14 protein-coding genes and 1 pseudogene are annotated in these 14502 nt (G+C 38.8%); 2 read left to right on the forward strand and 13 right to left on the reverse strand.

All coding sequences use genetic code 11. The annotated features are described in order from the left end of the window. Positions 1–29 precede the first annotated feature (29 nt). Positions 30–295 (reverse strand): annotated as a pseudogene (locus ACLHDF_RS10745) (permease DsdX); the annotation flags it as partial. A gap of 168 nt (positions 296–463) precedes the next feature. On the opposite strand from ACLHDF_RS10745, the gene ACLHDF_RS10750 reads away from it, so the two are divergent. Next, positions 464–1090 (forward strand): GntR family transcriptional regulator, encoded by a 627-nt coding sequence (locus ACLHDF_RS10750; protein ID WP_413918828.1) that lies wholly within the window; start codon positions 464–466, stop codon positions 1088–1090. A 23-nt stretch (positions 1091–1113) separates the two neighbouring features. Here the strand turns inward: ACLHDF_RS10750 and ACLHDF_RS10755 are convergent, their stop codons facing one another. The 6 genes from ACLHDF_RS10755 to ACLHDF_RS10780 form a co-directional block, all read right to left on the reverse strand. Continuing rightward, on the reverse strand, positions 1114–2694 hold the full coding sequence (locus ACLHDF_RS10755) for an FMN-binding glutamate synthase family protein (protein WP_413918829.1): 1581 nt from the start codon (positions 2692–2694) through the stop codon (positions 1114–1116). A gap of 43 nt (positions 2695–2737) precedes the next feature. Then, positions 2738–4459 (reverse strand): pyruvate oxidase, encoded by a 1722-nt coding sequence (locus ACLHDF_RS10760; protein WP_413918830.1) that lies wholly within the window; start codon positions 4457–4459, stop codon positions 2738–2740. A gap of 98 nt (positions 4460–4557) precedes the next feature. Continuing rightward, positions 4558–5325 (reverse strand): tyrosine-protein phosphatase, encoded by a 768-nt coding sequence (locus ACLHDF_RS10765; protein WP_413918831.1) that lies wholly within the window; start codon positions 5323–5325, stop codon positions 4558–4560. 465 nt (positions 5326–5790) lie between these two features. Next, positions 5791–6528 (reverse strand): CpsB/CapC family capsule biosynthesis tyrosine phosphatase, encoded by a 738-nt coding sequence (locus tag ACLHDF_RS10770; RefSeq protein ID WP_413918832.1) that lies wholly within the window; start codon positions 6526–6528, stop codon positions 5791–5793. Positions 6529–6669: 141 nt separating this feature from the next. After that, positions 6670–7431, reverse strand: coding sequence for a tyrosine-protein phosphatase (locus tag ACLHDF_RS10775; protein WP_413918833.1), 762 nt, complete (start codon positions 7429–7431; stop codon positions 6670–6672). A 175-nt stretch (positions 7432–7606) separates the two neighbouring features. Continuing rightward, positions 7607–8374 (reverse strand): SGNH/GDSL hydrolase family protein, encoded by a 768-nt coding sequence (locus tag ACLHDF_RS10780; protein ID WP_413918834.1) that lies wholly within the window; start codon positions 8372–8374, stop codon positions 7607–7609. Positions 8375–8554: 180 nt separating this feature from the next. On the opposite strand from ACLHDF_RS10780, the gene ACLHDF_RS10785 reads away from it, so the two are divergent. Then, positions 8555–9511, forward strand: a complete 957-nt coding sequence (locus ACLHDF_RS10785) for a LytR family transcriptional regulator (RefSeq protein WP_413918835.1) — start codon at positions 8555–8557, stop codon at positions 9509–9511. Between the two features lie 51 nt (positions 9512–9562). On the opposite strand, the gene ACLHDF_RS10790 is transcribed toward ACLHDF_RS10785, so the two are convergent. From ACLHDF_RS10790 to rfbA, 6 genes are all read right to left on the reverse strand, one after another. Continuing rightward, complete coding sequence (locus ACLHDF_RS10790; RefSeq protein WP_413918836.1) at positions 9563–10273, reverse strand: CpsD/CapB family tyrosine-protein kinase; 711 nt, start codon at positions 10271–10273, stop codon at positions 9563–9565. Continuing rightward, on the reverse strand, positions 10263–11018 hold the full coding sequence (locus ACLHDF_RS10795; RefSeq protein WP_413918837.1) for a YveK family protein: 756 nt from the start codon (positions 11016–11018) through the stop codon (positions 10263–10265). Before ACLHDF_RS10795 ends, ACLHDF_RS10790 begins: the two co-directional genes overlap by 11 nt. Before the next feature lie 144 nt (positions 11019–11162). After that, positions 11163–12023 (reverse strand): dTDP-4-dehydrorhamnose reductase, encoded by an 861-nt coding sequence (rfbD, locus tag ACLHDF_RS10800; RefSeq protein WP_413918838.1) that lies wholly within the window; start codon positions 12021–12023, stop codon positions 11163–11165. After that, positions 12023–13033, reverse strand: a complete 1011-nt coding sequence (rfbB, locus tag ACLHDF_RS10805) for a dTDP-glucose 4,6-dehydratase (protein WP_413918839.1) — start codon at positions 13031–13033, stop codon at positions 12023–12025. The genes rfbD and rfbB overlap by 1 nt, the downstream gene beginning before the upstream one ends. Positions 13034–13040: 7 nt before the next feature. Continuing rightward, positions 13041–13595: a dTDP-4-dehydrorhamnose 3,5-epimerase gene (gene rfbC / locus ACLHDF_RS10810; RefSeq protein ID WP_413918840.1), complete on the reverse strand. Its 555-nt coding sequence runs from the start codon at positions 13593–13595 to the stop codon at positions 13041–13043. Beyond that, positions 13592–14494 (reverse strand): glucose-1-phosphate thymidylyltransferase RfbA, encoded by a 903-nt coding sequence (gene rfbA / locus ACLHDF_RS10815; RefSeq protein WP_413918841.1) that lies wholly within the window; start codon positions 14492–14494, stop codon positions 13592–13594. Before rfbA ends, rfbC begins: the two co-directional genes overlap by 4 nt. Between the last annotated feature and the right edge of the window lie 8 nt (positions 14495–14502).

A 14502-nucleotide genomic window follows, 5' to 3' on the forward strand; every position in this document is an offset into this window, starting at 1 on the left:
CGAGGAAAATCTAGTATTTTTGCCATTATTTAAAATATTTTGAATATACTTGTATTCAAAGAAAAAAGCGCTGAAATAAGAACCATCGCAAATGATAGAATCGTTTCCATCACCGTCCACGTTTTTAGCATGTGTGTGACATGCTGAAGAACTCTTTGATTAACCAGAACCATTTATAACATAACAGACCTGTTGCTAGTACTAACAGCTCCGGGCTTACGTTTGGCATTGTTGCTGTTGTCATTGCCACTATTGCCGAGCCAACTGCTGCACGAATCAAGCCTGCAATCACAAACTATAACACGATCGTTAAATCCAGGCATTTATTTTCAAAAGCGAAACTTTCCGTCCCACCTTTCCACAAGTTATAGTATGATTTGGATATACGCGTACAAAACGATAAAAAATAAAGAGAGAAAGAGACGAGATTTCCTCGTGTCGAATGCTAGAGGTGAAGTAGAGCATGCTAAGAAATCAAGGATCTCGTTCGTCTCATCACCCTTCTTATGAGATGATTCGAGATAAAATTTTAAACGGTGAGCTTGAAGGCGGTACAAAAATCGTCGAAGAAAAATTAGCGAGCGAGCTTGGATTCAGCCGAACGCCGATTCGTGATTCCATCAGACGCTTAGAATATGAAGGACTGATTGTTCGAAAAAAAGTGGTGTCGCCTACAGAAAAAGATCTGCGCAACTTGTTTAAAGTGCGGATGCTGCTGGAAGGCTCAGCTTCTAAAGCTGCCGCAACTTTTCTGTCTGACGTAGAATTAGAAGAATTAAAAGAATGCGTAGACATCGGAAGAAACGGCTCGTTTGAAGAAATTATGAGCGCGAATGAACGTTTCCACGCCATTATTGTAAACGCAAGCAACAATGACGTGATGATTAATATCATCGACCGCATGCAGTCCATCATTTACTTATTCCGTCACACCGTGGTGTTTTATAACCGTCCATTTTTAATCGACGAACATGAAGACATTTATAACGCGATTAAAGAACGTAATGCTGAAAAAGCCGAAGCGTTAATGCAAGAGCATCTTCAAAAAGACTTAGAGTTTTGCCTGCATTTGCTTCAACGAAGACAATAAAAAAGCTGCCGATCGGCAGCTTTTTATACGTACATCTTTTCTTTTACAGAAATATCAGCTAATTGTCCGCTGCTGTTTTTAAACACCACGTGCTTTTTTGAAAACTTCGTCGGTGAATCAATTCCAGCTGCTGCTGCTAAATTAAACAATCCTTCACGAAGCGACAGCACATAGTTGCACACGCGGTATGACTTTTCTTCAATAATAAGCGCTTTTTGCAGCTTCGGATCTGTTGTGGCTACTCCCACTGGACATCTGTTGTTGTGACAAACCTCCGCTTGAATACAGCCAACAGAAAACATAAAGCCTCGGGCAATATTGACGCAGTCGGCACCCAGCGATAAAGCAGTCGCAATTTTATCAGCCGTTAACAGCTTGCCGGATGCAAACAGCTTCACCTCATCACGAACGCCATATTTTCTAAGCAGTTCATCCACAAAAGGCAGTCCTGAAAACAACGGCACACCCGCTCCGTCTGCTAATTCTTGAAACGATGCGCCTGTTCCGCCTTCTGCTCCGTCGATCGTAATAAAGTCAGGACCACTTCCCGTCTCTTTCATATACGCCGCCATTTCTTCAAGGTCATTTGTGTTTCCAACAACCATTTTAATGCCTACTGGCTTGCCGCCCACATCTCGAAGTTTTTCAATAAACTGAAACATGTCAGGATACGACGCGAACTCTTTAAAACGGTTTGGGCTGTCTACAGATTCTCCTGGCTTCAAGTTGCGAATCTCGGCGATTTCTTCCGTTACTTTTGAACCGTCCACGTGACCGCCTCGCGTTTTAGCTCCTTGGGCAAGCTTAATTTCAAACGCTTTGATTTGCTTCATTTCACTTTTCTTTTTAAATTCTTCCCATGAAAATTCGCCTTCTTTTGTCCGAACGCCATAGAGTCCTGGACCAATTTGAAAAATAATATCCACGTTTCCTTTTAAATGATACGGCGACAATCCGCCTTCTCCGGTGTTCATCCACGTGCCGCCTGCTCGTCCTAACCCTAGTGATAATGCGGTAATCGCATGGTCACCAAGCGCTCCAAAACTCATGCCGGATTGACCGATTAATCCTTTTACAACAAACGGCTCTTTGCATGAAGGACCTATAACGATGGCATCTTCATCCCGCAGATAAAACGGATCCGCTTCTTTTTCTTCGCGGTGCTCTCTTCTGCTGAATAAGTTGTCCGCATCCATTTTATATACTTTTGTTTTGATTTTTTGTGTATTATCCGCTTTCATTTCGTCACGCTGCTTTGGAAACACCGCGTTTCGAATATAATAGCCCGGTTCATTAAAATCACGCTCTGAACCAAATCCCATCATTCGGTTGAGGTATTTACCTGACTTAACGGTTTGTTCATATTGATTTCTAGAAAACGGTTTGCCTTCGTTATTATTTAAAAATAAATACTGACGCAGTTCAGGCCCCATTTTCTCAAAAATATAGCGCATTTTCCCGAGCAGCGGATAATTTCTAAGCACCGAATGCTCTTCTTGTTTTTCATCTTTCATCCAAAGAATAATAGCAATGATAACCGGCACTACAATCACCAGCATCATCACCGCGCCAAAAACAAGTAAAATAAGTTCAAACACTCCCATGATATCCCTCCTAAAAAGACTCCCCTGTAAGGAGAGTCACTGATTAAAGCATTCTGCTTAGCCCTTTGCGAAGCGGCGGCATTTCGAGCTCATGTTCTTTAAAGAACTTTTTCATCATATGCTTCGAATAATTAGCCGCTTGTCCGAATGAAATTTTGCCTGGAAGCGGTGGTTCATCCGCTACGACCACATCAATCACAACAGGGACATTCGCAAGAGACGCTTTTTCAAAAGCTGTTTCCAGCTCTTCATATTTTTCAACACGATAGCCAATTCCTCCGCATGATTCAGCGAACTTCGCAAAGTTCATTTCACCAAGCTGCGTTTGATAATCCAAGTGACCTTGAAGCGCTTGTTCATATTTAATCATCCCGATTTCACTGTTATTAAGGACGACGACAACAATTGGCAGCTTGTACTTCACAGCCGTCACAAAGTCTTGCATCACCATCGTAAAGCCTCCGTCACCGCATACGGCTATCGATTGTTTTTCAGGATGGGCAAGCTTTCCTGCAATAGCAGCCGGAAGTCCGCAGCCCATCGTTGCGAGCCAGCTGGAAACCACAAATTTTTGATTCGTCATGCGGAAATGTCTCGCCATCCATACCGTCACGTTCCCTACATCAACAGATACAATTGCATCATCATCAACGATTTTTTGAAGCTTAGGAATGACTTGCTGAGGCTTGATTGGCGTGCTCACTTCATTTTCTTCTTTTTCTACGTGTTTCCACCAGTTTTCCATATTGACTTGACACTCTTCTAAAAAACGGCGGTTTTCTTGATAATCTAAATTATGGGTAAGCTGTGACAGCGTCGTTTTAGAGTCTCCGACTAGTCCGATAGATACAGGATAGCGTCTGCCAATTTGCGTGGCATCCGAGTCCAGTTGTATTGCTTCGACTCCATCTGGTAAAAACTCACGGTATGGATACGAAGTCCCAACCATAATTAACAAATCGGTTTCTTCCATCGCTTCATACGCCGGCTTTGTCCCAAGCTGTCCGAGCTGTCCTAGATTGTAAGGATGATGATCAGGCAGTATCCCTTTAGCCGGAAGCGTAAAAATAACCGGCGCCGCAATTTTCTCTGCAAACTGCGCTAATTCAAGCTTGGCGTGCTTTGCACCTGTTCCTGCTAAAATGACCGGTTTTTTTGCATATTTAATCGCTAAAAGCGCTTTAGCTACATCTTCCGGGTCGCTGTGAAAAATTGTTTTTGATACATTAGCAATTGGCGTTTTTGAATCAATTTTAATCGTTGAAGATGGAATATCATCCGGGATGACTAACACCGCTACGCCTTTTTTTGCATAAGCCGTTCGAATCGCTTGCTGAAGCAGATGCGGAAATGATTCAGGCGAGTCTACTCGGTGATTAAACACCGACACGTCGTCAAAAACACGTTCTAAGTTCACTTCTTGAAACGACTCATTGCCGAGCTTCTCACGAGGCACCTGTCCAGCTAACACCAAGACCGGTGCTCCGTCCGCTTTGGCATCATACAAACCGTTTAACAAATGAATTGCACCCGGTCCGCCAATCGACAGACATACGCCGATTTTGCCCGTGATTTTAGCATAGGAAGATGCCGCAAGTGCGCCTACTTCCTCGTGACGGACTTGAATAAATTCAATTTCATCTTTTTCACTGCGCAAGTTGTCCATAAAGTGATTGATCGAATCTCCCGGCATACCGAAAATGTGATCAATCTTCCATTCTTTTAATACCGACATGGCTGCTTTTCCAGCCGTAGTTTTTATCATATTCAGCCTTCCTTTCTTTAACTTTCTTTCTATTCCATACCACAATGCAAGAAAGACAAAACAAAGGACTTTCCCATTTTTATGGAAAAGTCCCTTTTTTAGCTGAATAACTTGAATAAACTGAATTTTTTCATAGGCTCAGGTTCTACCTGATGAACCGGACGACCGTCGATAATAGCCTCTGCATTTTCAATAAAAAAATAAAGTTCTGAAGCACCGTACATATCGGAAATGTAATCATACGCTTTTGAAAGTGAATAGGCGTGGTAATTGCGAGCATGAACGCCAGAGGCAATCACGTGGGCTAAGCGGTATTTAATAAACGTAAACGCCGCTTTTCTTTCTTTTTTTCCGTTTAAACCAAGAATACTAGCGGCGCTTAGCTGAACGATTACGCCCTTTTTAACCAGCTCATACAAACGCTCAGGATGATCTCGGAACATCGGATGACATTCTGGTGAACGAAGAATAGGCACAACACCTTTTGCTAGAAGATCATACAGTATTTTTTCAAAATAAGGTGAGAAATCATATTCAGGCAGTGAAAGAAACAAATATTTATCGGTGTGATTAAGTGTGAGTAGCTGATTTCGCTCATAGTTTCGCAGAAGTTGAGGCGATAAAGGGACAAGCTGACCTGGTAATACTTGAAGAGGAATATATGAATTCGTAAGCAATTCATTAGCTGCATTCACATAGAGAAATAAATGGTGTTTCATAAACTCTTGATCGCTATCATAAAGCGGGGTGGCCACAACGGACTGAACGCCTTGATCCGCTAAGGAGCGTGCCATCTTCAAAAAGCCGTCTACTTCCTCAGGTCCGCTATCGATATTAGGCAATATGTACGTATGAATATCAATCACTTTATTTCCCTCCCTGCATGATATCTACACCCTGCTTAGTCAACTGGCAATCTTCTTTCATCAGAGGATACTACTCACACTTCACTGAATAATCATTCAAAGGTTCACCTATGCGGATGGCACTAACCCCGCAAGGGGAGTGACAGACGCTTAGGTCTAGAATATTTGCCATGACTGCGTTCTTTAGTCATGGCAAATATTCTATATCGATATACATATATTCTACGACGATTTCTCATATGAAACTATGTATTCTTCTCGACATTTACCACCACGAACCCCTTAAAACCGCGCACTTTCCTGTTCTCTACTTAACTAACATAATTTTACTATTAATCTTTGTGAAAACGCAAACATAATTTGTAAAAAAATCCAAATAATAATAATAAAAGGAGGGACTGAAATAGGTCTTTTTATGAAAATACCCTGATTAACTAGGTGTTAATCAGGGTACAAAGGGAAATATTAGAAGATTCCTAGGAATTTTGTTTTTTTGATGCGTTCAGGCGGTAGAATTTGAACGCCTTGACCGTTAAATGTAGTTGCAGCATTTTGCATCAATAACTGAACTGTCGCGGCTCCTTTTTCTTTCCCAATCACATCGTAAGCTTCACGCAGTGAATGCTGCTTGTAGTTATCCAAGCTTGTACCAGAGGCAATCACATGGGCAAGGTTATGTTCAATAAACTGCATCGCAGCTTTTTTGGCAGGCTTTCCATTTTTCCCGATAATACTATCTGAAGACAATTGTACAATCCCACCCTTTTTCACAAGCTTATACAATTCGTTTTTATGTGCTAAAAAGTATGGATGACATTCTGGTTCACTAATAATAGGGACAATTTTATTAAGCTGAATTTCATATAAAAGCTGCTCAAGATAATCCGCCTCTTCCTGTTTAGGAACGGTTAACACGATATATTTTTCACTTGAAGCAAGCATAGCATCACGGCGTTGATAAGATTCTGCAAACGCACGGTCCGCCATCACTTCCGTCCCTTCCACAATCGTAAGGGGGATATTGTTATCTTTTAATGTTTGGTTCGCTTCTTTTACATAAAGAGAAAGAGAAGTCTTCATTTCTTTATCTAAAGTCGTCGCTGCTGCTTTTACGCCTTGACTAACTAAATATTTAGCAGCATCTACAAACAGCTGCTTGCTGTTTGCTGTTCTGGGTAACATATGGGTGTAAATATCTATCACAAAATCTTCTCCTTGTTTTTACACATTAACTTGGAAATTCCACTCTTATGTTCCTCATTTTAGCATACTTTTTTTACCGGAATAATAACCTTTAGAACCATAACAAAAAGCCCATCCGATACGAACAGGCTTTAAAACAGACTAAAATATACCTAGTATTTTTCCTTTTTTTACTCGTTCCGGCTGTTCTTTAAAAACAGCTTTTCCTTCTGCTACATAATCAGCATTCCCAATAAACTTATAAAGAGCCTGTGTACCGAGCTGTTTAGATACGATCTCGTATGCTTTAGGCAATGTATAACTTTCGTATGTATCAGCACTTACTCCTGATGCAATAACGTGAGCCAGTCCGTTGTTAATAAACGAAAAAGCGGCTTTTTTCTCTTTGCGGCCATTTTTACCGATTAAGCTGCCTGCGGACAGCTGAACAATAGCTCCTTTTTTCACAAGTTCATAAAGCTGATCAGGATTTTCTAAAAAGACCGATTGTCGTTCCGGCTCACTAATAATAGGGACAACGCCTTTTAATTGAAGCTGGTAAAGAATTTGTTCAGTAGAGCTAAATGTATATTCGTTTGGGATCTGTAAAAGCACGTATTTCGTAGAGCGGTTAATCGTGATGAGTGTATTTTGTTCAAACGCTGTAACGAGACGATGATGAGTGATTGCCTTTTGTCCAGGAAGAATGGTAAGAGGAATAAATGAATGCTGCAAGCGCTCATTCGCTGCGTCTACATGCATTTGAATCGTAAGTTGTTCGGTGTCTTGACTATCATATACTGGAGCCGCTACTACAGACGTTACACCTTGATCAACCAGGGATTTTGCCATGGCTAAAAAAGCAGTCGTATCGCGCGGCCCTTTGTCTACATTAGGCAAGATATTCGTATATAAATCTATCACAGCGTATTTCCTCCTTTACTTAATAGCGATAATTACATCTAATCTTAATACTGTTTTTGGCAATTTTCAATAAATTAATAGGTTTTCTTACAAAGTTTTTACATAGAGTAAGCAGTCCTGCAGACTATATTAAAAGCAGCTTCATCTCAATAAAAAAACCTGTCAAACGACAGGTTTAAGATGCTGTAAAATATTCTTCTAAATAGCTTGCCCACGCTTTATTCCCTTTTGCAGTCGGAATGCGCTGTTTCTCTACTAAATAATCCAGTATTTTGTCTGACTTATAATCAGGCCATGCGCTCCAGTGATTCACATACTCATAGCCGTTTTCCTTCGCAAAATCGCCTAGAGCCTCTGCTTCTTTCGGATAATTGCTAGCATTGTAAATCGGCTGAGACGGCTGTAAAATCGTCACAAGATCTTTATCTGCCTCTGTTACATGAGACATGATGACCTGTAAGTTATCCAGCGTATTTGTAATGCCTACAACTCCATTATCATTTAATAGAAAAGGCTCAAACAACAGTACATCGGGCTTTTCTTTGATAATATCTTTATAATCTTGATTACGAACAAAATCAAGCGTGGTTTCATCTTTGTATTCGAGTACGCTCGTTTCTACAAGCGAACCATATGTATGATTTAATGTTTGCTTTAACATTGCAGGCCATGCCTTTGAGTCATTAGACGTTGCTTGTGAGCCTACAATTAATAGCTTCATCGGCTTTCCTGATGCTTCTGCATTTTTCAGCTTCTCTTTCACGGATTTTGGAAGATTCTCTGCATAGTCTTCCCAATTTCCACCAGCAGCTTTATTAGCACTGTTACTTGACGTGGTTGTACTAGAAGCTTCCGCAGACATCCGATGATCCCAGTACATTTTACCCGCAACAATAGTAACGATAAGCACAACAGCCGCAAAAATATTCACAAATACTTTCATAAACTAACTCCCTTATTTTTTTACTTGTCTTTCCATTATAATATATTTTTTACTGTTTTTTATAAAAAAATGATTAAAAATGACAATTTTTTTGATAGAATAGAAGAATGGTTGTGTACTTTGTCACATGATGAAAGACACGAACTTTCTAACCCGAAAAAATTGTAAAGGACGATAAAAATGGAAACAGGACAAGACCTGCAGCGCAGGCGTAAAAAACGCAAATCCAAAAAGAAAAAAGGATTTAAAATTGCATTAGCTATCATTCTTCTTCTCATTCTTGGCGTTGGTATTTACGGATATTCCGTATACAGTTCAGTGGCGAATACCTTTAATCGTACGCATGAGCCTTTAAACCGTGAAAAATCGGACAAACGTTCTGAAAAAGTAAGTCTAGCTAAACATGACCCTATTTCAATTTTGCTGCTAGGTGTTGATCAACGAGGAGCTGACCGTGGACGTTCAGACTCACTCATGCTGCTAACAGTAAATCCCGATAAAAAAGCAGTCAAAATGGTGAGTATCCCTCGTGATACACGTACTGAAATTGTCGGCAAAGGAAAAGAAGACAAAATCAATCATGCATATGCATTTGGCGGAGTTGATATGTCGATTAAAACGGTAGAAAACTTTTTGAATGTTCCAATTGACTATTACATACAAGTAAATATGGAAAGCTTTAAAGACATTGTAGATGCAGTTGGCGGTGTTACTGTAAACAACACATTAGATTTTACGTACGAAGGACATCACTTTGAAAAAGGGAAACTTGAGTTAAACGGAGAAAAAGCACTAAGTTATTCTCGTATGCGCTATGATGACCCACGCGGTGACTTCGGCCGTCAATCCCGCCAGCAGCAAATTATTCAAGCGGTTATCGATGAAGGCGCAAGCATTAAGTCTCTTACGAACTATGGAACTATCTTAGATGCGATTGGCGATAACGTTAAAACAAACTTAACATTTGACGATATGAAGGAAATTCAATCGAACTACAAAGAAGCACGTAATAACATCGAGCATATTCAAATTAATGGTACAGGCGGAAAGATGAACGGTATTTATTATTACAATGTACCAGATGCGGAACGTACAAAAATTTCAACTATGCTAAAAGAAAACTTAAATCTAAACTAAAAAGAACCCCTCCAGCCTAAGCTGGAGGGGTTCTTTCAAACAAACATAAACTTACATACCGTAATAATAGTAGTAGTCACTGCCTTCTTCCATTTTACGATTGTTTAACACGGCACCCAATACTTTTGCATTGGCTTTCAGTAAAAGCTCCTTTGCTTTTACTGCGGCTTCTTTATCGGTTTTGCCGCTGCTAACGACAAGAATTGAACCGTCTACTTGATTTGCTAAAATCTGTGCATCTGCTACTGCGAGAACCGGAGGCGTATCGAAAATAATCATATCAAACTCTTCTTTCATTTCTTTCAAAAGCTCCGTCATATTGTTTGATGCAAGTAACTCTGCCGGGTTAGGAGGAATAGGGCCGCTTGTAAGCAAAAATAGATCCGGTACTTCTGTTCCTTGAATCGCTTGCCCTAACGTAGACTGTTTCGTTAATACATTCGTTAAGCCAACATGGTTTTCTAAACGGAACGTATAGTGCGCAGTTGGCTTACGTAAATCTGCATCAATTAACAACACTCGAAGCCCTTGCTGAGCGTAAACGGTTGCCAAGTTCGAAGCCGTTGTTGACTTCCCTTCTCCAGGACCGGTTGACGTTAACACAATAGACTTGATGTCTTGATCAGCATCTGAGAACTGAATGTTCGTACGAATCGTACGGTACTGTTCAGCGACAGGATCTTTAGGACTATTATGAGCCAATAAACGACGCTTTAACGTAAGTAATTTATCATTTTTCTGATCTTTTCGTTTACGAGCCATAAGTTTCACCTCTTTGCTGAGCACGAGTATTTAAGGGTGCTCTTGCTGCTACGTTTGTTGCTTTTGGTACTTCTTTAATGTTAGTGATAGCACCCATTACTGGAAGTTCAAGAATATTTTCAATATCTTGTTCTGTTTTTATTGTATTATCTAAGTATTCTAGTAAAAATGCTACTCCCACTCCACCTATCAGTCCAATAACTACTCCAAAAAGAATGTTTAATAATGGCTTAGGTTTGATTGGGGAAACAGAACTTTTTACTTCTGCTTTTGAAAGTATATTAACATTGTCCACATTCATAATCTTAGAAATTTCACTTTTAAATACAGTAGCTGTTTTATTAGCAATTTGAGCTCCTATCTGTGGAGAAGGGTCTTGTACTGTAATTTCCACTATTTGCGAGTCTTTAGCACTATTTACACTTATTTGTTTATCAAGTTCATCAAGAGTCTGTTCTAAACCTAATTCACTTTTTACCTTATCTAAAATCGCTGGACTTTTAATAATTACATTATAAGTGTTAATTAATTGAATATTCGTTTGCACTTCCGAAGCATTATATAACTGTTGATCAGACTTAGCTTGATTAACAAGTATTTGCGTTTTTGATTCATATACAGGTGTAATAATAAAAAAGCTAACAACTGCACTAATAATCGCCGCAATAATTGTAATTAACGCAATTAGCCACATGCGTTTCTTCAGCGTCTGAAACAATTCCTTCATACCAATTGTTTCTTCCATGATGACCTCCAAATAATTTTTTAAATTGAAAACAATTCAGCCTTTATTATAATTGACATAGTGATATTTATCTATATAACCTTTGGTAATATGCTTATATTTTTACAAATTTTTAAATTAATAACTTGGAAATTTTATTGAATGTCACTTGATATTCTGAGTTTGTTCACTTAAAAAATGTGACAATCCATCTCTCCATGTTCTAGGCTGTTGAAAACCATTCAATTGCAAAGACATATGCTTAAATACTGAATATGCAGGTCGAGCAGCCGGTCGAGGAAATTCTTCTGTAGTACATGGATTCACTTGAATATCTATACCAGTTTCTTCAAAAATAGCTTTTGCAAACTCATACCAAGAACAGCTTCCACTATTAGAAACATGGTAGATACCATATTTCTCGCTGGCTACTATCTCTAGAATAGAATTAGCTAAGTCTAACGTATACGTCGGGCAGCCAATTTGATCTGATACTACTGAAAGCTCTTTACGCTCCTTACCTAACTTCAACATTGTTTTGACAAAGTTCGCTCCATGCTTACCGTATACCCAAGAAGTTCGTACAACAAAGAACTTGGAATGAAGATCTCGTACAAATTGTTCCCCAGCTAATTTTGATTTTCCGTATACCCCTAACGGAGAAGTTGGTGCGAACTCGTTATAAGGTGTATTACCAGTTCCATCAAATACATAATCAGTACTCACGTATACTAACTTTGCTCCAATTCTTTCAGCAGCTACCGCTACATTGCGAGTACCGTACCCGTTAATTAGAAATGCTTGTTCAGGTTCTGATTCTGCCAAATCTACTTTTGTATGAGCAGCAGAATGAATCACAATATCTGGATTGATAGTACTCATGATTTCTTGAACTTGCTCTTGATTCGTAATGTCCATTTTATCTCGGCCAAATCCATAGACATCAAAATCTTTTTCAGAAAAGAGCTCGACTAACTCCTTACCAAGCTGTCCATTCGCTCCTGTAATTAAGACTTTTTGACTCATTATTTATCACCATATTGTTTGTTATAGTAGTTTACATAGTCACCTGATTTAATATTTTTCCACCAGTCTTGGTTGTCCAAATACCATTGAATTGTTTCAACAATTCCTGTATCAAACGTGTATTTTGGCTTCCATCCAAGTTCTGTTGTTAATTTAGTAGGATCGATTGCGTAACGACGGTCGTGTCCAAGTCGGTCTTCTACAAATTTAATTAATTCTTTTGGAGCATTAAGTTTCTCTACGATTAAATGTACAATTTCATTATTTGTTCGTTCGTTGTGGCCGCCTACGTTATAAATCTCTCCTGGCTCCCCTTTATGAATAACCAAATCGATAGCAGCACAATGATCTTTTACATGTAACCAATCACGAACATTTTTACCATCTCCATAGATAGGAAGTTCTTTGCCTTCTAGAGCATTCGTAACCATTAACGGAATCAATTTCTCTGGAAAGTGATAAGGTCCATAGTTATTTGAACACCTTGTAATATTAACATTCATACCGAATGTTTCATGATACGCACTAACAAGCATATCAGCCCCTGCTTTACTTGCAGAGTAAGGACTATTTGGAGCAAGAGGAGTTTCTTCTGTAAAATAGCCTGTCTCACCTAGTGAACCATATACTTCATCAGTTGATACTTGTACATATTTCTTCAAGTTATTAGCTTTTGTTACATCTAATAGTGCCTGTGTACCTAAGACATTACTCTTGATAAAAATATCAGGCTCTGTAATACTACGATCAACATGTGATTCTGCTGCAAAGTTCACAATTACATCAATATTATGATATTTAACTAAATGATCTACAAGTTCTCTATTATTAATATCACCTTTTACAAACGTATAGTTTTCATGATTTTCAATATCTTTTAAGTTTTCAAGATTTCCTGCATATGTAAGTAAATCATAGTTTACAATACCATAACTAGGATATGTTTCTACCATATGACGTACAAAATTACTTCCAATAAAACCTGCTCCGCCTGTTACTAAAATATTCATTGCTGGATCACTCCCAAGTAAAATTATTATCTGCTTCTGCTAGTGTTGGATGTTTTGTATCTTTGTCAGAAAGAACCGGGTTATTAAACGGCCAATCAATATTTAAAGCCGGATCGTTCCAAGCAATGCCTCTATCATGTTCCGGTGAATAAAGTTCGTCTACTTTATACTGTACTTCAGTATTTTCAACAATCGTACAAAAACCGTGAGCAAAGCCTTTCGGTACTAAAAGCTGACGTTTGTTGTCTGCTGATAAAATAAACCCTTGCCATTCTCCATATGTAGGTGAACCCTTTCGGATATCCACAATAACATCATAAATTGCACCTCGTGTTACACGTACAAGTTTTGTTTGTGCTTTGTCATTTAGCTGATAATGCATGCCTCGCAACGTGCCTGGTTGCTGAGACAATGAATGATTGTCTTGAATAAAATCCATATCGATTCCATTTTGTTTAAATATTTCTTTATTATAGCTCTCTGTAAAGAAACCTCTGTGATCACCAAAAACCTTTGGTTCAATCAAGACTGCATCTTCAAATTTTGTTTTTATAAGATTCATGCTTTCCCACCTACCAATATTTTTTCTAATGTACTTTGATTCGCTAGACGTAGCATATACTGGCCATATTCATTTTTCTTTAATGGCTCAGCCAGTTGAACAAGTTGTTCTTTTGTAATGTATCCTTTTCTAAATGCTATCTCTTCTAAGCAAGCTACTTTCAAACTTTGACGTTTCTCTACAGTTTCAATAAACGTAGAAGCTTCCAATAATGATTCATGGGTACCTGTGTCAAGCCACGCAAAACCACGTCCTAGTAGCTCCACTTGAAGTTTACCACGACGTAGATATTCCTCATTGATGGACGTAATTTCTAATTCTCCACGTGCTGACGGTTTAATTGATTTTGCAATTTCTACCACATCATTATCATAGAAATAGAGCCCTGTAACAGCATATGTAGACTTTGGCTCAGAAGGCTTTTCTTCTATTGAAATGGCTATCCCTTTTTCATCAAACTCTACTACACCAAATCGCTCAGGATCTTTGACATTATATCCAAATACTGTAGCCCCTTCAGCACGACTTGCTGCACGCTCTAAAGTTTTAGTAAATCCGTGACCATAGAAGATATTATCCCCTAAAATAAGAGCCACTGAATCTTCTCCGATAAATTCTTCACCAATAATAAACGCCTGCGCTAACCCATCAGGTGATTCTTGTACTTCGTAACTTAAATTAATGCCTAAATCTTTACCGTCTCTAAGCAACTGTTCAAAACGTGGAGTATCAGTAGGGGTAGAGATAATTAATATATCTTTTATACCTGCTAACATCAATACAGACAAGGGGTAATAAATCATTGGCTTATCGTAAATCGGAATTAGTTGTTTAGAAATTGATCGTGTAATAGGATATAATCTAGTACCACTACCACCGGCTAATATTATGCCTTTCATATTTCCAG

The sequence above is a fragment of the Priestia megaterium genome (assembly GCF_046599315.1).
GTDB classification, from domain to species: domain Bacteria; phylum Bacillota; class Bacilli; order Bacillales; family Bacillaceae_H; genus Priestia; species Priestia megaterium_F.